This window comes from Cobetia sp. 4B (assembly GCF_018831605.1).
In the GTDB taxonomy this organism is placed as follows: domain Bacteria; phylum Pseudomonadota; class Gammaproteobacteria; order Pseudomonadales; family Halomonadaceae; genus Cobetia; species Cobetia amphilecti.
The window spans coordinates 1,315,883-1,336,811 of record NZ_CP059843.1 but is presented as its reverse complement, the minus strand read 5'-3'; the positions used below and the strand labels follow the sequence as shown (position 1 = coordinate 1,336,811).

The following is a 20,929-nucleotide window of genomic DNA, read 5'->3' as shown; positions in this document are numbered from 1 at the left end:
CCGCGTCAGATCAGGGTGGCGACAATCCGTCAGCCTGATCTCGCCATTCGGCCCGCGCGCAACACTACCCCGCTGCTCCCGGGTCTGCTGGTGACCCACCCCTGTCGCTAGCCAACGGCTTCTCGGCACGTCTTCTTGCCTGACCGACCACCTCATCGGTCACCTGATGACGCCTGCTGCAACGCATCTGCTGAATCCGTAGGACGTCATAGTGAAAACACGACTTTCCAGCCTCGATATCGTGGCGCTGGGCTTCATGACCTTTGCCCTCTTTCTGGGCGCAGGCAATATCATCTTCCCGCCTCAGGTGGGTCAGGGCGCGGGTGCCGAATTCTGGCCGGCGGCACTAGGCTTTCTGGCCACCGGTGTCGGCATGCCGCTGGCCGGCATCGTCGCGGTGGCCGTGATCGGCGGCGGCCTCGACAAGATCACCTCGCCGTTGCCCAAGTGGGCGGCCGCAGCCTTCGGCGTCGCCATCTACCTGTCCATCGGGCCGATGTTCGCGATTCCGCGCACCGGCACCGTGGCCTTCGAGATGGGCATGCGCCCCTTCATCGACATGTCAGCACAGAGCGGCCTGGCCCTGCATTCGGTGCTGTTCTTCGGCATCGCCACGCTGATCGCGCTGAGCCCGGGCAAGTTGATGGATGTGGTCGGCAAGTGGCTGACGCCGCTGCTGATCGCGCTGCTGGCGCTGATCGCGCTGTTCACCATCATCGACCCACAGGGACCGCTGGGGCCGGTGAGTCCCGAATGGGCCGAGGCGCCGTTCATGACCGGCTTCCAGCAGGGCTACCTGACCATGGATGCGCTGGCCTCGATGGTGTTCGGCATCCTGATCGTCTCGGCGATCAAGGCACGCGGCATCACCGCGACCGCTGACGTGACCCGCTACACCCTGTGGGCCGGCGCCATCGCCGCCATCTGTCTGGCCGCCGTCTACCTGCCGCTGACCTACATGGGCGCCACCAGCCATGCACTGGTCAGCGAAGCCGCCAAGGGCGAGCTGATCCCGGTCTACGTCGAGGCACTGTTCGGCGATGCCGGCAAGCTGATCCTGGCGCTGGTCATCACCCTGGCGTGTCTGACCACCGCGGTGGGCCTGTTGACCTCCTGCGGCGAGTTCTTCCATCGCCTGCTGCCGAGCGTGCCCTACCGCCTGCTGGTGATCGTGATGGCCGTGGCCTCGGCGTTGATCGCCAACCTGGGCCTCTCGACCCTGATCAGCGTCTCGATCCCGGTACTGGTGACGCTCTATCCGCTGGTGCTGGTGCTGACGCTGCTGTCCTACCTGCGTCCGCGCCTGCACGATGCGCCGCGCGTGTTCGCCTGGACCCTGGGCCTGACGCTGCTGGTCAGCCTGCTGGATGGCTTCGAAGCCAGCGGCATCGACTCGCTGATGGCCATCTCGCACCGCATCGAGCCGCTGCTGCCGCTGGCCTCGATGAATCTGGGCTGGCTGGCGCCGGCGCTGGCGGGGCTGATCATCGGCATGCTGGCCAGCCGTCGTGACCAGACGAACCTGGACCCGGCACTGGCCGCGCAGGACTGAGGCTCACGCCAATCTGTCGCGCAGCGTGACCAGAAACACGAAAGCCCGCTTCTCCAACGAGAGGCGGGCTTTTTGTTGCGACATGACAGGTGACAGAAAACAGATGACAGGCACCCGTCCGCTAGCAGGCGACCGTCAGCGCGGCGTACTACGCGACAGGCCCAGCTGAGCCAGGGTGGCGTCATCCAGCGCATGCACGGCCTCGACGCCGCTCAGCGTCGTGAAGTAGTCCGGCGTCAGGAAGTCACGCCCGCTAAGCAGGTGCTCCAGATACTCGCGTGCCGGCTTGAGGCCCTCGGCGGTGCGCTCGGGCAGCGCCACATACACCCAGGCGTCGATCACGCCTTCGCGGGTGACGATGGGATGAAGGAAACGCTCATATTCATGCGGGCGGCCTTCGAAGGGGTCCATCAGTGTGATCTGCTCGGCCTCGAGCAGCTCATACAGCACGCCTTCGACGCGCTCGCCCGGAGCAGGCTGCACGTTGGCATGCGCGATACCATCGACCCGAGAGGCCTTGTCGAAACTCAGGCGATGCTCTTGCAGCCAACCATGCACGGCCCGTCGCGTCTCGCCGATGCGTGCCACGACACGCGCCGGATTCATGTTGCTGCCGTAGGCGAAGTAATAGGCCATGCAAGCTCCTGACAGTTGTCTCGAGGCGCAATGCGAGGGCATCACGCCTGCATAGGGGCAAAGTGGGAGGTGTCGGGTAGAGGAGGCTCGGTGCGTCGTGAGATGCCTGCCCGGCAATCAGTGCGTCGTGATCAGCGTGTCGATCTCGCGGATCACTTCCGTCATCGCCACGCGGCGCTCGGGGCGGGCATCCTTCAACCAGGCCTCGATGGCCGGCGCCACTTCACACTTGACGGGGAACGGCGCACGGGCATCGCACAGCGCTTGCAGACGAGCGATGAACACGAAGCGCAGCCACTGGCCCATGTCCATGCGATCGACACAGAATGGCTCCACACTCATGAAGGCCTGCGGGGATGGCGTGTCCATGCGCCACAGGTCTGCTGCCTTCATGGTCGCTTCCAGACGTGCCAGCAGCGCGCGCAGCTCGTCGTAGGGATTGCTGGCGATCTCGCCGTCCTGGGGTTGTTCAGTCGGGTTCATGCGACCTCCGTCAAATCATGCATGGTTCGTTCACGCTATTATCCCGATGATGCTCACGGAAGGCCAGGAGGCCGCATGGCAGACACGCTGTTCAATGATGTGATGATACTGCTGGGAGCCTCGGTAGTGGCCGCGGCGCTGTTCCGCCGCCTGCATCTGCCGCCGGTGCTGGCCTATCTGGCGGTCGGCTTTCTGGTCGGCCCTCATCTGGCGGGCTGGATCGGTCGCCCGGAAGAACTCGCCTTCCTGTCGGAATTCGGGCTGGTATTTCTGCTCTTCTCGCTCGGCCTCGAATTCTCGGTGCCGCGCATGCGCGCGCTCAAGACCACGGTGTTCGGGCTGGGCGCCTGTCAGGTGGCGGTATGCAGCGGCCTGTTCTGGGCGCTGGGCTCGGCGCTTGGCCTGTCGCCGGCGGCGGCGCTGGTCGCGGCCGGCGCGCTGGGGCTTTCCTCCACCGCCATCGTCACGCGGGAACTGGCGCGCTGGAATGAGCTGGACAGCCCCCACGGCCACGCCGCCGTGGGCGTGCTGCTGTTCCAGGATCTCGCCGCCCTGCTGTTCCTGATCCTGATTCCGGCCATGGCCGGTGATGGCAGCCAGCTGCTCAGTGACCTGGGCCTGATGCTCATCAAGGGGCTCGGGCTGGTGGCGGTGATGCTGATGATCGGCAAGTGGGTGCTGCCGTTCGTATTCCAGGAAATCTCGCGCGCGCGCTCGGAAGAGCTGTTCGTGCTCACCGTGCTGCTGGTGGCGCTGTTCTCCGCCTGGCTGACCCACAGCCTGCACCTGTCGATGGCGCTGGGCGCCTTCCTGGCCGGGATGATGCTCGGCGAGAGTCATTTCCGCCATCAGATCGAGGCCGACATCCGGCCCTTCCGCGACATCCTGCTGGGGCTGTTCTTCGTCTCGGTGGGCATGTTGCTGGACCCGCAGGTGTTGCTGGCCCAGTGGTATTGGGTCGTCATCGGCGTGGCCTGCCTACTGGCGACCAAGGCACTGCTGATCACCGGACTGGCGCGCCTCTCCGGCCGCCCGCTGGACAGCGCGCTGCGCACTGGCCTGGTGCTGTCCCAGGGCGGAGAATTCGGCTTCGCGCTGCTGGCCCTGGCCAGTCAGCAACGCCTGATGGACAACGAGACCGTGGGCCTGGTGGTGGCGATCATCATCGGCTCGCTGGTGGTCACGCCGAGCCTGATTCGCCACAACCAGCAACTGACGCGCCGCCTGTGCCGCTCCACCACGCCCACTCAGGAGAACCCGCACACCACCGCGGAGCTGAGCGCCGCCACCGCCCCGCTCAGTGGCCATGTCATCGTGTGCGGCTTCGGGCGTGTCGGCCAGACGGTGGGGAGATTTCTCACTCAGGAGAAACTTGAGTGGATCGCCATCGATGCCGACCCCATCCGCGTCCACGAGGCCGCCAGCGCCGGTGAGCCGGTGGTGTTCGGTGATGCGCAGCGCCTGGAAATCCTGCGCGCGCTCGGTATCGAGCGCGCCCGTCAGGTGGTGATCACCGTCAATCAGCTCTCGCATGCGCTGGCCATTCTGCGCGCCATCCAGCCGCTGGAACTCGAGAACCTCAAGGTGCTGGTGCGCACCCAGGATGACGCGGACCTCGAGACCTACAAGGCCGCCGGGGCCACCGAGGTGATTCCCGAGGTGCTCGAGGGCTCGCTGATGCTGGTCTCGCATGTGCTGGTCAATCTCGAGGTACCCTTCCGCCGCGTGGCGCGCTCGATCCAGAATGCGCGTGAGGCGCGCTACAGCATGCTGCATGGCTATTTCCATGGTCAGCAGTCCCAGCTGACCGACAAACGCGGCAACCCGCTGCTGCGGCGTCATCCGCTGACGCTGACCGCCGATGCCTGGGCCTGTGGCCGGCGACTGGACGACATCGCCCTGCCGGAGGTGTGCGGCATTCTCGTCTCACGCGTGGTGCGCGCCAGTGGCGAGAACCTGGAAGAACCCACCGGCGACCTGACGCTGGCGTGTGGCGATACACTGGTATTATCGGGATTGGCTGATCATATTGAAGAGGCGGAAACCCGCCTGCTGACCGGCTGAAAGGCCTTGAGCGGCAGGCGACACCCAAGACTCCGCCGCCTTCTGTCCTGCCGCCAGCAACCGCGCTGGCGTGCGGGAGGGAGAGCGTCACAGAGAGTCAGCTCGGATGAAGATACTGATGAGCACACTGAAGGGATCGACATGTCAGGGGGCACGGCCCTGCATGGGAGATAGCACCCATCACCAGGAGGCAATACACATGGAAAGCGCAGGCGTACACAACTACATGGAGCAGCTGGTGCTCGACCAGCTGCGCTTGCATCCCGATAGCCACGCCATGGATGTCGACAGCCGCGAAGACGTGGCCTGCATCGCGCTCAACCAGCTGGCGCCCCGCTATATCCGCCACGACGTCGACATGGCGTTCTATATGGCGCCCGCCGAACAGGAGCTGCTGGAAGAGCGCGTCTCGATGGCGCTTCAGGAAGCCTTCGACAAGGTGCGTTCGATGCCCCGCCATGGCTAGCCACGCGCTGCGGCCCCATGAAGCGTCGCCCTGAACGCGCCCTGCAACACCAGAAGCGGGTCAATGATCACCGCCAGAGAAACGACAACGGCCACCGCGATGGATATCGCGGTGGCCGTTGTGTCTGTCGCAGATGCTGCCCGAGGCGTTACCTCACGTGGCCTGAGGGGCATTCCCTCAACCGGGCAGCATCAGATTCCCTCGGCGCACTGCGGCGGCACTTCATCCAGCACCTTGCGCAGGAAGGCACGCGTGCGGTCATCCTTCGGCGCACTGAACAGCTGGCTCGGCGGCCCCTGCTCGACGATACGCCCGCCTTCCATGAAGATGACGCGGTCGGCGACTTCCCGCGCGAACTGCATCTCGTGGGTGACCACGATCATGGTCTGGCGCTCGACCGCCAGCTGCTTCATCAGCTCCAGCACCTCATCGACCCATTCCGGGTCCAGCGCCGAGGTCGGCTCATCGAACAGGATCACCTCGGCCTGGGCGGCCATGGCGCGCCCGATGCCGATACGCTGCTGCTGACCGCCTGACAGAGCCGCCGGGAAGGCATCTGCCTTCTCGCTCATGCCGATACGCTCGAGAATCTCGCGCGCTCGCTGGTGCGCCTTGGCCTTGGGCCAGCCGTTGACGACGATCAGGCCCTCGGCAATGTTCTCGAGCGCAGTCTTGTTGGCGAACAGCGCGTAGTTCTGGAACACGAAGGCACTGCTGCGACGCAGACCCAGAATGTCATGACGGCTGGCGCGTGTGGCCTCGACCTTGCGCTCGCCGATCTGGATCTCGCCACCATCGGGCTGCTCGAGGAAGTTGATGCAGCGCAGCAGCGTGGACTTGCCGGTGCCTGACGGGCCGATGACGACGATGATCTCACCCTGCTTCACTTCCAGAGTGATGCCATCGAGTACGGCCTGCCCGCCGAATTTCTTGACCAGGTTTCTGACTGCAATCATCGCTGATAGGCCTTGTTGAGACGTTTCTCCATCCAGCGCTGCACGAAGGACAGCCCTTCCACCATCACCCAGTAGACGATGGCCACCATGATGAAGGATTCAAAGTACAGGAAGCTGCTGGCCGCTTCCTTCTGGGTCGCGCCCATCAACTCGGTCACCCCCAGCGTGAAGGCCAGCGACGTGGACTTGATCATGTCCACGAAGTAGTTCATCAGCGTGGGGGCCGCCACGCGGGCCGCCTGGGGCAGCACGATGCGTCGCATCAGCTGGACATTGGTCATGCCGATGGAGAGCGCCGCCTCGGTCTGGCTGCGATCGACCCCGACGATGGCGGCGCGGATGGATTCGGCCATGTAGGCCGAGAAGTGCAGCGTCAGGCCGAGAATCGTCGCGGTGACGCCATCGATCTGGGTCAGGAACGCCATCACCTGCGGCAGGCCGTAGTAGAACAGGAACAACTGCACCAGCAGCGGCGTGCCGCGGAAGAAGGAGATGAACACGATGGTCAGCGCATTCAGCACCGGCACCTTGAGCACCCGCACTACCGCCAACAGCGAGGCCAGCACCAGCGCGGCCACCATGCCGATACAGGCCATCTTGAGTGTCAGTGGCAGGTATTTGAGCATGACCGGCAACAGGCCAAGCATGTAATCGATATTGAGAGTATCCATTCGTTATCCGGACAGGCTGGGGGCTTGGCTGAGGGTCTGGAAAGACACCCGTCGACATGACGACAACGGGGCGACGGTCAAGCCGTCACCCCGTTTGCACATGACATCCTGGCATGCGCCCTTGTAGCAGGGCGCAGCAAGCAATGTTCAAGGCGTGGTGATGTCGTTGCCGAACCACTTGTTGGAAATCTCGGCCAGGCGGCCATTTTCCTTGAGCTCGGTCAGCGCGGCATCCACCTCGTCACGCTTGGCCTCGCCTTCGGCGTCCTTGCGGAACGGCAGTGCGTTCTCCAGACGAGAGAACGGCTTGCCAGCCAGTTCCAGCGGCAGCGGCGTCTTCTGGATCACCTGGCTTGCACTGACGCGGTCCATCACGAAGGCATCGACACGGCCCAGAGCGGTGTCCTGCTCGATGTTGGACTCATAGGTCTTGATGTCGATCTGGTCGGCGTACGGCAGCTCTTTCATCAGCGCTTCGTAGTTGGAGCCGAGATTGACCGCCACGCTGTGGCCCTTGAGGGACTCGACGCCGGTGATCTCGTCATTGCCGCGACGCTTGACCACCTGAGCCCCGTCGTAGACGTAGGGCTGGGTGAAGGCGAACTTGGCCTGGCGTGCATCGGTGATGGTGATCTGGTTGGCCACGGTGTCGATGCGGCCGGCTTCCAGCGAGCCGATCAGGCCGGAGAAGCTCATGGTCACGAATTCGATGTCGTCGCCGGTGATCTCGCCGACGGCGTTGAGGACATCCACTTCAAAGCCCTGCAGCTTGTCCTGCTTGACGAAGGTGAACGGGAAGTAGCCGCCCGACATGCCGACCTTGAGGGTGTCAGCCTGTGCCGCCAGGCTGCCCAGGGTGGTCGCGCCCAGCGCGGCAGCCATCACGGCGCCCTTGAGAGCGGTAGAAGAGAAGACAGCTGCGAGCGAACGTGATTGGCGCATCGGGATTCCTCATGGATCGCAAGACTGGGCCATTGGCGCTGGACGGTCGCTGACATTCGGCTGATCGCGGATGTCGAGCCAACAGAACAGGTATAAGCACAGCCTTTTATATGTGATTTGGTTGTATAGGATAACGGGACTGCCCCGCATTCCCAATCATTTCATCCCTTAAGGTCATAACCAGAAGGAATAAGACAGCATTCCTGTCAATGAGCGCGATTCTAGCATGCCTGTCATGGCGGGCCAGTGACGCCGTATGGGCCACCTGCAGCGCTAGATGTCAGCCTGACGACAAGTGGATGGCAGTTATTCACGCCATCCGTGGACGATGCTGTGGATAACCCGTCTCGGTCACGCTGCAAGCCACGCCAGCCGTGGGATGACGAAAATTGATCAAAAAATCATCAACCTGCAAAACGCTCAGCGGGACTTGAGGTGCCGCGTCATCTGTCAAGCCGTCACGGGTCGAAAGAGCGGCCATAATAGGATCAGGTCGCCCTCTTCCCTCTGGCCGCCATCACACGCCAGCGGGTGGCATGACAGCCGGTGAATCGCTAAAGTCGCTGCCATTCCAGACATGCTCAGGCACATGTCACGCGCCGGCAGCTGTCACTCAACGACATATGCCACGCCTGGCAATGATGCTCGACAAGACTCTTTTCTCCCGTTCTTCCGCACGCCCAGCCAAGGCGTGGCGGAGACACAGCCGTGGTGAGCCTCATGACTCCTCTCTCCTCCTTGAGCAACTTCTTCACACGTACCGGCGCCGAGCTGCACCTTTATCACCTGGGCCGCACCCTGGCGCCGCTCAGTCTTGAGCAACTGGAAGCCTTCGAAACCGAACAGCAGCCGTGGGAGCAGCCCTTCAAGGGGCAGGCACGCCTGGCATGCGTGTTCCGTCCGGCCGGGCTCGACGATCCGCTGGTGTGGTTTCTGGCCTTGCCGCTGGATGAGGAAGGTCGTCTGTCCCCCGCGCAACGCGACGCCTTCCTCGAACGCCTGATCACGACGCTGGGTCAGACGGCGCTGACCGTCGGCCGGCCTGATCTCCAGCAGGCCGAGGCTGGCAAGATCGACAACCTGATGCAGGACAACCCGCTGGCCTTCACGCCGGATGACAGCCTGCGCGCCATGCTGCACGCCCGTGCCAGTCTCGATTGCGACCGCCCCGCCAGCCAGTACTACGAGCTCGCCGAGCAGTATCTCACCGCCCAGCTACCGCTGGATGACTGGCCGTCACTCGGTCTGCAGGGCATCGCCGACGTGCTGACACGGCGCGGCGAGCTGTCCGGCGAGCTTGCCGCCGCCTTCGTGCAGCGTCTGGCTGACCTGCCGGACACGCCGCTGCGCGCCATCGCGCTGTGTCTGGAGCAGGCACCACCCGCCCATGCCCAGCTGGCCGCCCCGCTGCCGGAAGAATACGAGACCGAGCTGCTCTCCGCCCTGATCGCGCGTGGCCAGGCCGCGCGTGACCTGGGAGACCTGGAGACGCTGTGCGCCTGCCTGCGGGCCGCCGGTGCCAGCCCACGGCCTGCGGCGGCGGAGTGGATCGATGCCCTGCTGGCCGACGACGAGGCCGTCAATGTCGACGTGCTGGTCGCGATCGCCGCGCGCGGCTACGCCCACCTGGAAGATGCCGAACGTCTGCCGGCCTTCCTGACCCGCCTGGCCAGCTGCCCGCAGGCCAACTTCGCTGCCCTGGCCCGCGACCTCGCCCTGATTCCGCGTCTGCGTCTGCCGGTACTGATGACGCTGCGCAACGCAAGCGCGGACAGCCCGCTGGGTCAGGCGCTTGCCGCTCTGACCCGCCAGGCCGAAACCGGCAATCCTGCCCCGCGTCATTGACGCCGGGCATGCCCGCAGGTGACAGTGCTTGAGATCATGCGCATAACCCACGACACTTGATCGGACACTTGCTCAAGGCATGGAATCGGGGCTGATCAGCACCGGTGAACAGGGCGCGCGGCAACGCGCCACCGGCACGACGTCACCCGCGCCTGTGGCCGTGGGTGACTTGCCCAGCGCCCGCAAGCGAGGCGTCCGGCGGCGATGAAAGCGCGCCATCACCGCGTGCCATGACCGCGTGCCCGGGGCGGTTTTGCCGGGCGTTGTCACTGCCACCGTCATCCCCCGCTTCGTGACGCGAAAAAAGAGGCTTCAGCAAGGATTGCTGTCAGTACGTTAAGTGACTATGCTGCGCGCCCGCCTGGCCATTACCCCGCCATGCCGGCAACGCACATTACGCTGTGCCGCGCCTGCCCGGTGTCTTCATGCCGTGAGCCGCTGCCCGCTTCGCTCACGCCCTCTGATTCAGGATGAAACATGTCGCATCACAAGAACACTTCGCGTCATCACATCGACAAGGCACCGCCCCTCGATCTCAAGACACTGAATCATGACCTGCTGGGCTTTCGCCCGCGCGGCGTGGTGGGTCGGCGTGAGCTGATCGAGCTGCCGGAGCTCAAGCTGCACCTCAATGCCAAGATCGACACCGGTGCGCATTCCAGTGCGCTGCATGCCGAGAGCATCGAGGTCTTCGAACACAACGATGATCTGTGGGTTCGCTTCATCACCCGGACCGGCGGTAGTGATTCCCCGCCGCATACGGTCGAGACGCCGGTGCATGATCGCCGCCGCGTGCGCTCATCCAATGGTCAGGCCGAATGGCGCTACGCGATCCGCTCGCGCATGAAGCTGGCCGGTCTCGACTACGATATCGACATGACGCTGGTGGACCGCTCCCAGATGCGTCACCCCATTCTGCTGGGGCGCCGTGCCCTGCGTCGTCTGCTGGTCGCACCGGGCGCCGCCTATCTGCACGGTGAACCCTGACGGCACCAGCCAGGCGCGCGGCGGCATGCCTCGGCATCTCGCCTCAAGACGCTGGCCCCGCTGCCATCTGCATCGCGTGACGCCTCGAGACGACAAAGGCTTCACCGGCGAACACCACGCCTCCTGACGGGCATCACGTCAGTCTTCTTCTGATTCATTCCTATCTCTGTCTGGCCCATTCGGCTCCGGAGGATTTCATGCATATCGGTATCCTGTCGCGTAACTCACGCCTCTACTCCACCCGTCGCCTGATCGAGGCCGCCGAGGCACGTGGCCACACCGCGCGCGTGGTGGACACGCTGCGTTGCTACATGAACATCGCCTCGCACCGCCCGTCCATCCATTACAAGGGCGCCGAGATCGAGCACTTCGATGCCGTCGTGCCGCGCATCGGTGCCTCCGTCACCTTCTATGGCTGCGCCGTGCTGCGCCAGTTCGAGATGATGGGCACCTACGTGGTCAATGATTCCGTGGCCATCTCCCGCTCACGCGACAAGCTGCGCTCCCTGCAGCTGCTGTCGCGCAAGGGGCTGGGCCTGCCGGTCACCGGCTTCGCGCATTCGCCGGATGACATCCCCGACCTGATCACCATGGTCAAGGGCGCGCCGCTGGTCATCAAGCTGCTGGAAGGCACCCAGGGCATCGGCGTGGTGCTCGCCGAGACCAACCAGGCCGCCGAGAGCGTGATCCAGGCCTTCATGGGCATGAAAGCCAACATCATGGTGCAGGAATACATCAAGGAAGCACGTGGCGCCGACATCCGCTGCCTGGTGGTGGGTGACAAGGTGGTGGCGTCCATGAAGCGTCAGGCGGCCGATGGCGAGTTCCGCTCCAACCTGCACCGTGGCGGCACCGCGAGCGAGATCCGCATCACGCCGGAAGAGCGCTCCACCGCCATCCGCGCCGCCAAGGCCATGGGCCTGTCCGTCGCCGGTGTCGACCTGCTGCGCGCCAATCATGGCCCGGTGATCATGGAAGTGAACTCCTCGCCGGGCCTGCAGGGCATCGAGACGGCCACCGGCAAGGACATCGCCGGCTTGATCATCGATCACATCGCCAAGTCCGCCGCGCCGGCCAAGAAGATTCCGCCCAAGCCCAAGGGCTGAGGGCTGAGGGCTGAGGGCTGAGGGCTTGAGTCTTAGGGCTGAAGCCTGAGGGCATTGCGCGCAACGTTTCCCAAGGGTGCAGGTCGTCATGACTGCACCCTTGGCGTTTCTGGGTCAGATGGCCGCGCATGTACGAGCGTGAGCGACGAAAACAGGGCAAGGCCAGCGCCTGAAAGGCAACGATGATCGTCACCAGAACGTCATTGTATTGTCGTAAACTGCAGGGATTGACAGTGCGGGAATAAATATCCTGACTTTCTGCCCTTCAGGGGTAGAAAAACACTGTTTTCACCCGCACAATCTCTTCTGACGGAGGAGGTGACCGCCCATGTTTCTCGACAATCGCCAGGTGGCGATGGATAGCGTCCAGGAAGCCCTGGCAGACAGTCTTGATTATTTCGAGGATAACGCCGAACGGCTGCGTCCCGCGCTCCTGAAGGCCTTCGAGCCCTTCTATGCGAGCCGTGTCGAGCTCAAACAGGCCCTGGAAGTCGAGACACGCAAGCATCTGAGCCTGATGCCGCGCGACGCCGATGTCGAGCGCGATGACTACATGTGGCTGTGGAGTCGCCTGAAGAGCATCGTCGGCAATGACAATCAGGTGCTGATCAACGAGCTGCTCGAACAGGAACGCGTCCTGATGCAGGCTTGCTCGACCGCCTTTACGCATCCGCTGCCTGACAGCATGGAAAAGGTACTGGAAGGCATCTTCCACAACTGCCGCCATCTGATTCGCGAGCTGTACCGGCACCAGACAGGTCAGGCCGCCCGCCGCCGCGCCGGCTAGCCACCTGCCCGCCGCCAGGCCGTGAACGCAAGACGCCCCGCCTTCCAAAGGAAGTGCGGGGCGTCTTCGTATTGACCCTGTGCATCTGGCGAGACCAGTGCGCGGCTAGTTCGTATCAGACCTGACAGGCAGCCACTGGAGCAATGCCTGCTTCACTCCGGGCAGACTGGCCAGCAGGCTTGCCTGCGCCTGACGCGCGAGGGCATGCGGGTCCGGCGTGTCGGCAACGTTCTCTTCATCCGTCACATCCACTCCATCCGCCACATCCACTCCATCCGCCACATCACGACTGACAGCGGCCTGCTGCCCTGCTCCGGCTGTCACGGAGTCCTCCCGCGGCGACATCACGTGCTTGTCTGAGGAGTGAGATGACGAGGGATGCGAAGATGAGGGCTGCGAAGATGAGTGCGATGACAACACCGGCGTCGGCAGCGACTCCTGCGGCCCGAGGAAGCGCGGCTTGCGCCCCCACAGGTAGAGATCACCCACTGTCGCCGCACGGGCCAGCCACTCGCGCAGCATCAGCTTGAGCCCCGGCGGCTGACGCTCGGAGATGGCCGGACAGCCCACAGCCTCCAGGCCCAGTGCATCGGCGATGAACAGCGCACGCGGCAAATGCCACGGCTGAGTGACCAGCACCGCCTCGTCGACACCGAAGACCTTGTGCGCTCGCACGAGGGTATCGAAGGTGGAGAAGCCCGCGTAATCGAGCGTCATGAACTCCTGCGGCACGTTGCGTGCTCGCAGGTCACGCCACATGGTCATTGGCTCATTGTAGTAACGCGTGCGGTTGTCTCCCGAGAGCAGCAGGTTGGAGACGCGGCGCAGGCGGTAGAGCTGGGCGGCGGTATCGAGGCGCGCCTGATAGTGCGGATTGCTGCCCCCGCCCACCAGGCCGTGGGAGGTGCCGAACACGATCCCCACCTCACGGCTCTGACAGGTCAGCGGTGACGTGGCAATGCGATCGTGCGTTGCCATCACGACCCAGAGGTTGAGCCCGACCACCGTCATTGCACCGGCGGCCAGCAGACCGACGATGGTCCAGCCAGCCCGCATGATCACTCGCTGCATCTCTTCCTCACGCCCATCCCTGCCTGTCTTTCCTGCCGTTACCGTCACATCGTGCAGGCATGAGCGCCCAGCCTACCCAAGCGGCCGAGGCTCTGCCAGCACTGACTGTTCCCCGGCCACGCATGCGGGTGACTCCGCTCAGTCTTCCTGCACCATCACGGCCTTGACGTTGACCGGCACCTGGGTCGCGATGTTGCCAAGCCCGGCCAGGTCACGCAGGGTGCGAATGCCATCAACCAGCGCGAACTGCTCAGCGTCGACCATCACAGGCGTGAGGGTCTGCACCAGCCAGCGATCGCCGCGCAGGCGCGTCACCTGCAGGCTCATCGGCAGGTTCTGGGTGTTGTCGTGCAGCGTCAGCTGGCCTTCGACATCCACCTTCTGAGTGTCGCCCGGCTCCATCACCTTGAGGGTCGGCATGTCGAGACTGGCGGTCATCACGGCCAACGGATAGGTGCCGGACTCGAACAGCTTCTCGCTGACGCGCTGGTCACGAATGTCGATGCCGGTACTGGCGGAGTCGAGGTCGATCTCCACTGACAGCTGACCGGCGTCATTGACGCGCGCACGCCAGGAGGTGAAAGCATCCGTCTCGACGGTGCTGGCGCCCGACTTGGCCATCTTGGTGGTCTGGAAGCTCAGCTGTGACACATCGCCATCCAGCTTCCAGGCGGCCTGCGCGCTGGCAGCGGTGCTCAGGATCAGGGTGGCGGTCAGGGTGCGCAGCGCAGTCTGGAATCGCATTGGGGAGTCTTCCTTGAGGCAGGTGATACGGGAAACCGTCAAACGGACGTGCCGACGCGGCCCGAGGCAGCAACTTGCCCGGACGCTCAGCAACGTGAATTGGATAGCCGGATGGACGAGAGGTTCCCGCCCATCCGGTTGCGTTTGCTGCATCTCACCCGAGTGATACTGCGACTGACGGCCATGAAAGGCCTCCAGGGAGCCGCAGTCAGTAAAGGGCGACAACAGCAGACGACAAAGGCGCGCTGATGATGTTCAGAACATGCCCAGTTCCAGGCGGGCATCCTCACTCATCATCTCGCGCGACCAGGCAGGCGAGAACACGATCTCGACGTGGACCTTGGAGACATCCTCGGCGCCGAGAATCTTGCGCTTGGCGTCCTCGGCGATGACGTTGCCCATGCCGCAGCCCGGCGCGGTCAACGTCATCTTGAGATTGACCATCTTCTCGCCGCTGATCAGGGTGTCGATACGACAGCCATAGACCAGCCCCAGCTCGACGATGTCGACCGGGATCTCGGGGTCGAAGCAGGTGCGCAGCTGGGCCCAGACGAAGGCCTCGATGTCGGCATCGCTCTGGCCGGCCGGCAGATGCGGACGCGGCACGGCGTCCAGCCCCAGCGCATCGAGGCTGAAGCTCTCGATCAGGTACATGCGACCCTCGAAGGCGACGCTGACGGTGCCGCCCTTGGCCTGCATGACTTCGACCACCGAGTCCTCGTGCAGGGTCACCGACTTGCCGAACGGTACCGAGATGCCCTCCACGTCCCGCTGCAACGGCATCTTCTGGCCCTTGCCGAGGCTGGCCAGCTGGTCTTCAGTGTGGCTCATGCCCTCTCCTTGCCGAGCCGCATGACAGGCATGCGGATCGTGAATTCTGTTGGTTCACTCAAGACGTGCGGGTGACAACATCCCCTGGCGAGTGCCGATACCAATGAGGCCCGCCATGCGCGAGCCTCATTGATCAGCGCCCATCAGGGCCACCGCGGGGTGGTGCTCAGCGCACCATGGTCAGCACACGCTGCAGGGCATCGACGAACATGTCGATCTCTTCCGGCGTGTTGTAGGCCGCGAAGGAAGCCCGACAGGTGGCGTCGACACCGAAGCGACGCAGCACCGGCTGCGCGCAGTGGTGGCCAGTACGGATGGCGACCCCCAGCTGGTCGATCAGCAGACCGATATCCTGGGCGTGGGCACCATCGACCACGAAGGAGATCGCGCCCGCCTTGTCGGGCGAGTTGCCGATGATGCGCAGGCCGTCCACTTCGCGCATGCGCTCGCTGGCATGACGCATCAGCTGCTGTTCCCAGCGCGTGATCAGCGCCATGTGGGTGCAGTCCAGCCAGTCGATGGCCTTGCCCAGCCCGATGACCTCGGCGATGGGCGGCGTGCCGGCCTCGAACTTGTGCGGCAGGTCCGCGAACAGGGTGCCATTCTCGAACGACACCGTGCGGATCATCTCACCACCACCCTGCCACGGCGGCATCGCCTCCAGCAGCGCTTCCTTGCCGTAGAGCACACCGATGCCGGTCGGGCCGTACATCTTGTGGCCCGAGAAGACATAGAAGTCAGCATCGATCTCGCGCACATCGACCTGCTGATGCGGTACCGCCTGGGCACCATCGACCAGAATCAGCGCGTCGTGAGCGTGTGCCAGCGTCGCCATCTCGGCCACCGGGTTGATGCTGCCCAGGGCGTTGGAGACCTGATTGACGCAGACCAGGCGCGTCTTCTCGCCCAGCAGGTCGCGGTAGGCCGCCATGTCGAGCACGCCATCGTCGTCACACGGGATGACCTTGATGACGATATCGAGACGCTCGGCCAGAAGCTGCCACGGCACGATGTTGGCGTGATGCTCCATCACCGAGATCAGCACTTCATCGCCGGCATTCAGCCAGTTGGCCCCCCAGCTGTTGGCGACCAGATTGATCGCCTCGGTGGTGCCACGCGTGAAGATAACTTCCCGCGTCAGACGCGCATTGATGAAGCTGCGCACCTTCTCACGCGTACCTTCGAAGGCCGCCGTCGCCTCATCCGCCAGGGTATGCAGGCCGCGGTGGATGTTGGCATTTGTCTTGCGATAATAGTCGCTCATCGCGTCGATGACGGCGGTCGGCGTCTGGCTGGTGGCGGCGCTGTCCAGATAGATCAGCGGCACATCACCATGCACGCGACGCTCGAGGATCGGAAAATCCTCGCGTACCCGCACGACGTCGAGCATCAGGTTGTCGAGTGCGCTCATGCAAAGTCCTCATCACGTGCCACCGCCACGGCGCCACCGCCCAGCTCGACGCTGAGATCGACCAGCTCATCGAGGTGGAAGCGTGACGGCAGGCGTCCCGCGACACTGCGCTCGATGCGCTCGGCGATGGCGTCGATGCCCAGGCCCGTCATGACTTCGTTGGCGAAGGCCAGGGTCAAAAGGCCACGGGCGGTCTGCTCATCGATGCCACGGGCGCGCAACGCGAACACGGCGGTCTCGTCGAGCTGACCGGTCGTGGTGCCGTGGGAGCACTTGACGTCGTCGGCGTAGATCTCGAGTTCCGGCTTGGTGTTGATCTCGGCGCGGTCCGACAGCAGCAGGTTGGCGTTGTTCTGATGCGCCTCGATCTGCTGACTGTCGCGCTTGACCAGCACGCGGCCATTGAAGACGCCGCGGGCGCGGTCGGCCAGGATACCCTTGTAGTTCTCGTCGGAGAACGTCAGTGCCTCGTTGTGATTGACCAGCGAGTGGGTGTCCACGTGCTGGCGATCACGACCGAAGAACAGGCCATCGAGGCGTGCATGGGCGTTGTTGCCGTTCAGGTCGCAGACGATGTCGTTGCGCACCAGACCACCACCGGTGTTCAGGTTGATGGAGCGATACTGGCTGTCACGCGGCTGCTCGACCTGCAGCGAGGCGATATGCGTCTCGCCGATGGCGGCTTCGCCCAGCTTGTAGTGATTGAGCACGGCGCCGCGCTCCAGCATCACTTCGCTGACCATGTTGGTGAAGTTGGTCGCGCCGCTTTCACCGATGTGATGCTCGATCACGCTGGCTTCGGCGCGGCTGCCCAGCTGCACCAGCAGACGCGGGTGGCTCATGGTCACGGGCTGGCCTTCGACGGCGGCACGCGACAGGAACAGCACGTAGACCGGCTTGTCGAGCACCGTGCGCGGACCGACCTGAATCACCGCACCCTCTTCGGTGAAGGCGGAGTTCAGCGCCACGAACGGCGTGAAATCGATGCCGGTCAGGCGGTTCAGCGAGCCGCCGATGACTTCCGGCTGATTGACGATGGCGTCAGACAGCGGCACGACACGCACGGTGTCGGGCAGACCTGCCACATCGGAAAGCTCGGCATTGTAGAGGCCATCGACGAACACCAGACGGTAGGCGTCGACGTCGAGAGCCAGCGCATCCTTCACGGCCGGCGCGAGGCTTGCATCGTCGGCGAGACGATATTGCTGACGACCCAGTGCCTGGGTGTCGGTGTACTTCCAGGCCTCGACCTTGCGGGTCGGCAGGCCGAGGGCTTCAAAGCGGGCGATGCCGGCCTGACGGCGGGCGGCCATCCAGCTCGGATCGGCCGCAAAGCGAGCCTTGCGGGCAGCGAATTCGCTGGCGAAGGCTTCGCTGCCGGGGACGGACGCGGTAGCAAGTGCTGTCATTACGCGGTTTCCTCCTGCAGCCAGTCATAGCCCTGGGCTTCGAGTTCGAGTGCCAGCGACTTGTCACCGGACTTGACGATGCGGCCATCCATCAACACGTGGATCTGGTCCGGCACGATGTGCTCGAGCAGACGCTGGTAGTGGGTGACCATCAGCACGGCGCGGTCTTCGTTGCGCAGCGAGTTGACGCCCTTGGCGACGACCTTGAGGGCATCGATGTCGAGGCCGGAGTCGATCTCGTCGAGCATGGCGAGCTTCGGTTCCAGCACCAGCATCTGCAGGATCTCGTTGCGCTTCTTCTCACCGCCGGAGAAGCCTTCGTTGACGGCGCGCTGCAGGAAGCTGGCGTCCATCTGCATGAAGGCCAGTTTCTCGCGGATCAGCTTCATGAATTCCGGGGCCGGAATCTCGCCCAGGCCTTCGGCTTCACGCTTGGCATTCAGCGCCGCCTTGAGCAGGTAGACGTTCTTGACCCCCGGAATTTCCACCGGGTACTGGAAGCCCAGCAGCATGCCGGCACGCGCACGCTCTTCGACTTCCATCTCCAGCACATCCTCACCTTCATAGGTAATGGTGCCCGAGGTCACTTCATAGCCGTCCTTGCCGGCGATCACGGAAGACAGCGTGGACTTGCCTGCGCCGTTCGGGCCCATGATGGCGTGGACTTCACCCTTGTTGATGGTCAGATCGAGACCCTTGAGGATTTCCTTGCCTTCCACCGAAACGTGCAGATCTTTGACTACGAGCATGTTGATACCTTTTGCTGACAGGCCGCCCGCGAGCGGCCCTCAAGAATGGGGTGAATGCGAAGGGGACGGCGGGATCAGCCGACGGCGCCTTCAAGGGTGACGTTGAGCAGCGCCTCGGCCTCGACGGCGAACTCCATCGGCAGCTCCTGGAAAACGTCCTTGCAGAAGCCATTGACGATCATGTTGACCGCATCTTCCTCGCTGATGCCGCGCTGACGGCAGTAGAACAGCTGATCTTCGCCGATCTTGGAGGTCGTGGCCTCGTGCTCGACGGTGGCCGTCGCGTTGCCGATTTCCTGATACGGGAAGGTGTGCGCGCCACAGCGGTCGCCGATCAACAGCGAGTCACACTGAGTGAAGTTGCGCGCGCCCTTGGCCCGCGGGCCGATCTTGACCAGACCACGATAGGATTGCTCGGAGTTACCGGCCGAGATGCCCTTGGAGACGATGGTGGACTTGGTGCCCTCACCGATGTGGATCATCTTGGTGCCGGTGTCCGCCTGCTGCCGGCCATTGGTGACGGCGACGGAGTAGAACTCCCCGACACTGTCCTTGCCGCGCAGGATGCACGACGGGTACTTCCAGGTGATCGCGGAGCCGGTCTCGACCTGGGTCCAGGAGACCTTGGAGCGGTCACCACGGCAGTCGGCACGCTTGGTGACGAAGTTGTAGATGCCGCCCTTGCCGTCTTCATCGCCCGGATACCAGTTCTGGACGGTGGAGTACTTGATGTAGGCGTCTTCCAGGGCCACCAGCTCGACCACGGCGGCGTGCAGCTGGTTGTCATCACGCTGTGGCGCGGTACAGCCTTCCAGATACGAGACCTGAGCCTGCTTCTCGCAGATGATCAGGGTACGCTCGAACTGGCCGGTGTTGGCGGCGTTGATGCGGAAGTAGGTGGAAAGCTCCATCGGGCAGGTCACGCCTTCCGGCACGAACACGAAGGAGCCATCGGTGAAGACGGCCGCGTTCAGCGCGGTGAAGTAGTTGTCTGCCTTGGGCACCACGGTACCGAGATACTGCTTGATCAGCTCCGGGTAGTCCTGGATGGCTTCCGAGATGGAGCAGAAGATGACGCCCGCCTCGGACAGCTCCTTCTTGAAGGTGGTGGTCACGGACACGGAGTCGAAGACCGCGTCGACCGCGACACCGGCCAATGCGGCACGCTCGTGCAGCGGGATACCCAGCTTCTCGTAGGTCTCGAGCAGCTTGGGGTCGACCTCATCCAGACTCTGCGGGCGGTCTTCCGGCTTCTTCGGGGCGCTGAAGTAGGAAATCGCCTGGTAGTCGATCTCCGGATAATCCAGGTGGGCCCAGGACGGCGCCTTCATCTTCAGCCACTGCTGATACGCATCCAGACGCCACTCCAGCATCCACTCCGGCTCACCCTTCTTGGCCGAGATGAAGCGAATCACGCTTTCATCCAGTCCCGGCGGAATGGTGTCGCTCTCGATATCGGTCACGAAGCCCTGCTTGTACTCGCGCTGTACAAGCTGCTCCATCTCCTGGCTCGCCATGCTGGTCTCCTCTCCCGGAGAGCTCCGGGTCTGTTCAGATGCCTGATCACCCCGCCCGAATCGCAGCGAAGTTCGAATGTTCGTGTTGCCACGGCGACGTGTGTCGCGCGGCAACGGATTCAGCGTTTGCCGGTTCTAGCGTTTGCCAGTGCCGTTGGCTGCCGTGGCCACGGGGGGCGGTTCGTCATCCCCGTACAGGCTGATGGCCTGAATCGGCAGTTGCACCGGCATGCGCAGTGGCGCGGATGACGCCAGATGCGCCAGCGTCACGCTGCCCAGCAGCTCACTGATGGCGTACGAGACGCGCTGCCAGTTGTCGGCCACCCCGCAGGTGTTGACCAGCTCGCAATCGCCATCGGCGTGGCTGCACTCGGTCACGGCCACCGGGCCTTCGATGGCGCTGATGATGTCGCTGGCCGTGATCTGGCTGGCCGGGCGTGCCAGGCGATAACCGCCCAGCGCACCGCGCCGCGACTCAAGCAGCCCTGCCCGCACCAGCGCCTTGAGCGTCTTGCTCACGGTGGGATGCGGCAGCTGCACGCTTTCGGCCAGATCGATCGCCGCATGGGCCGAGTCCGGCTCGCGGGCGATGCGCGCCATCACGACAGCGGCATAATCGGTCATCTTGGAAAGCTTCAGCATGCTGGCCTCCACCACGGGAAGATTAATTGGGGACCATTTTAGTCCTGTATCAGAACGATG

Annotated in this window: 20 protein-coding genes; 7 read left to right on the top strand and 13 right to left on the bottom strand. The window is 63.9% G+C overall.

Going from position 1 to position 20,929, the window contains the following annotated elements; genetic code table 11:
* Window positions 1-211: 211 nt before the first annotated feature.
* Window positions 212-1,552, top strand: a complete 1,341-nt coding sequence (gene brnQ / locus H2O77_RS05720; RefSeq protein ID WP_197738709.1) for a branched-chain amino acid transport system II carrier protein — start codon at window positions 212-214, stop codon at window positions 1,550-1,552.
* 135 nt (window positions 1,553-1,687) lie between these two features.
* Here the strand turns inward: brnQ and H2O77_RS05715 are convergent, their stop codons facing one another.
* Window positions 1,688-2,188, bottom strand: coding sequence for a gamma-glutamylcyclotransferase family protein (locus H2O77_RS05715; RefSeq protein WP_215824130.1), 501 nt, complete (start codon window positions 2,186-2,188; stop codon window positions 1,688-1,690).
* 117 nt (window positions 2,189-2,305) lie between these two features.
* Window positions 2,306-2,671: a YqcC family protein gene (locus H2O77_RS05710; protein WP_215824129.1), complete on the bottom strand. Its 366-nt coding sequence runs from the start codon at window positions 2,669-2,671 to the stop codon at window positions 2,306-2,308.
* Window positions 2,672-2,746: 75 nt separating this feature from the next.
* Between H2O77_RS05710 and H2O77_RS05705 the strand changes: the two genes are divergently transcribed.
* Both H2O77_RS05705 and H2O77_RS05700 read left to right on the top strand, forming a co-directional pair.
* Window positions 2,747-4,735 (top strand): cation:proton antiporter, encoded by a 1,989-nt coding sequence (locus tag H2O77_RS05705; RefSeq protein WP_082388800.1) that lies wholly within the window; start codon window positions 2,747-2,749, stop codon window positions 4,733-4,735.
* 199 nt (window positions 4,736-4,934) lie between these two features.
* Window positions 4,935-5,201: a late competence development ComFB family protein gene (locus H2O77_RS05700; protein ID WP_054556810.1), complete on the top strand. Its 267-nt coding sequence runs from the start codon at window positions 4,935-4,937 to the stop codon at window positions 5,199-5,201.
* Window positions 5,202-5,392: 191 nt separating this feature from the next.
* Here H2O77_RS05700 and H2O77_RS05695 read toward each other — a convergent pair whose 3' ends face one another.
* The 3 genes from H2O77_RS05695 to H2O77_RS05685 all read right to left on the bottom strand — a co-directional run bounded on the left by H2O77_RS05695 (window position 5,393) and on the right by H2O77_RS05685 (window position 7,710).
* Complete coding sequence (locus H2O77_RS05695; RefSeq protein ID WP_131431600.1) at window positions 5,393-6,157, bottom strand: amino acid ABC transporter ATP-binding protein; 765 nt, start codon at window positions 6,155-6,157, stop codon at window positions 5,393-5,395.
* A complete protein-coding gene (locus H2O77_RS05690; RefSeq protein ID WP_043335389.1) occupies window positions 6,154-6,828 on the bottom strand; it encodes an amino acid ABC transporter permease in 675 nt (224 codons plus the stop codon). Before H2O77_RS05690 ends, H2O77_RS05695 begins: the two co-directional genes overlap by 4 nt.
* Before the next feature lie 147 nt (window positions 6,829-6,975).
* Complete coding sequence (locus H2O77_RS05685) at window positions 6,976-7,710, bottom strand: amino acid ABC transporter substrate-binding protein (protein WP_197738747.1); 735 nt, start codon at window positions 7,708-7,710, stop codon at window positions 6,976-6,978.
* A gap of 780 nt (window positions 7,711-8,490) precedes the next feature.
* Between H2O77_RS05685 and H2O77_RS05680 the strand changes: the two genes are divergently transcribed.
* The 4 genes from H2O77_RS05680 to H2O77_RS05665 all read left to right on the top strand — a co-directional run bounded on the left by H2O77_RS05680 (window position 8,491) and on the right by H2O77_RS05665 (window position 12,495).
* Window positions 8,491-9,615: a DUF3549 family protein gene (locus H2O77_RS05680; protein ID WP_215824128.1), complete on the top strand. Its 1,125-nt coding sequence runs from the start codon at window positions 8,491-8,493 to the stop codon at window positions 9,613-9,615.
* 477 nt (window positions 9,616-10,092) lie between these two features.
* A complete protein-coding gene (locus H2O77_RS05675; RefSeq protein ID WP_082388802.1) occupies window positions 10,093-10,602 on the top strand; it encodes a RimK/LysX family protein in 510 nt (169 codons plus the stop codon).
* A gap of 197 nt (window positions 10,603-10,799) precedes the next feature.
* Complete coding sequence (gene rimK / locus H2O77_RS05670) at window positions 10,800-11,708, top strand: 30S ribosomal protein S6--L-glutamate ligase (RefSeq protein ID WP_043335225.1); 909 nt, start codon at window positions 10,800-10,802, stop codon at window positions 11,706-11,708.
* 328 nt (window positions 11,709-12,036) lie between these two features.
* Window positions 12,037-12,495, top strand: a complete 459-nt coding sequence (locus H2O77_RS05665; RefSeq protein WP_043335223.1) for a hypothetical protein — start codon at window positions 12,037-12,039, stop codon at window positions 12,493-12,495.
* Window positions 12,496-12,600: 105 nt separating this feature from the next.
* Here H2O77_RS05665 and H2O77_RS05660 read toward each other — a convergent pair whose 3' ends face one another.
* The 8 genes from H2O77_RS05660 to H2O77_RS05625 all read right to left on the bottom strand — a co-directional run bounded on the left by H2O77_RS05660 (window position 12,601) and on the right by H2O77_RS05625 (window position 20,869).
* Window positions 12,601-13,566 (bottom strand): ElyC/SanA/YdcF family protein, encoded by a 966-nt coding sequence (locus H2O77_RS05660; protein ID WP_215824127.1) that lies wholly within the window; start codon window positions 13,564-13,566, stop codon window positions 12,601-12,603.
* A gap of 138 nt (window positions 13,567-13,704) precedes the next feature.
* Complete coding sequence (locus H2O77_RS05655; RefSeq protein WP_153635363.1) at window positions 13,705-14,310, bottom strand: YceI family protein; 606 nt, start codon at window positions 14,308-14,310, stop codon at window positions 13,705-13,707.
* A gap of 255 nt (window positions 14,311-14,565) precedes the next feature.
* A complete protein-coding gene (sufT, locus tag H2O77_RS05650) occupies window positions 14,566-15,141 on the bottom strand; it encodes a putative Fe-S cluster assembly protein SufT (RefSeq protein WP_043335218.1) in 576 nt (191 codons plus the stop codon).
* A gap of 166 nt (window positions 15,142-15,307) precedes the next feature.
* Window positions 15,308-16,552, bottom strand: a complete 1,245-nt coding sequence (locus H2O77_RS05645) for a cysteine desulfurase (RefSeq protein ID WP_153635361.1) — start codon at window positions 16,550-16,552, stop codon at window positions 15,308-15,310.
* On the bottom strand, window positions 16,549-17,961 hold the full coding sequence (gene sufD / locus H2O77_RS05640; RefSeq protein WP_131431594.1) for a Fe-S cluster assembly protein SufD: 1,413 nt from the start codon (window positions 17,959-17,961) through the stop codon (window positions 16,549-16,551). Before sufD ends, H2O77_RS05645 begins: the two co-directional genes overlap by 4 nt.
* Window positions 17,961-18,710, bottom strand: a complete 750-nt coding sequence (gene sufC / locus H2O77_RS05635; RefSeq protein WP_043335213.1) for a Fe-S cluster assembly ATPase SufC — start codon at window positions 18,708-18,710, stop codon at window positions 17,961-17,963. Before sufC ends, sufD begins: the two co-directional genes overlap by 1 nt.
* A 74-nt stretch (window positions 18,711-18,784) precedes the next feature.
* Complete coding sequence (sufB, locus tag H2O77_RS05630; RefSeq protein ID WP_054557094.1) at window positions 18,785-20,227, bottom strand: Fe-S cluster assembly protein SufB; 1,443 nt, start codon at window positions 20,225-20,227, stop codon at window positions 18,785-18,787.
* Between the two features lie 135 nt (window positions 20,228-20,362).
* Entirely contained in the window at window positions 20,363-20,869 is a 507-nt protein-coding gene (locus tag H2O77_RS05625) for an SUF system Fe-S cluster assembly regulator (protein WP_215824126.1), read from the bottom strand.
* Window positions 20,870-20,929 lie beyond the last annotated feature (60 nt).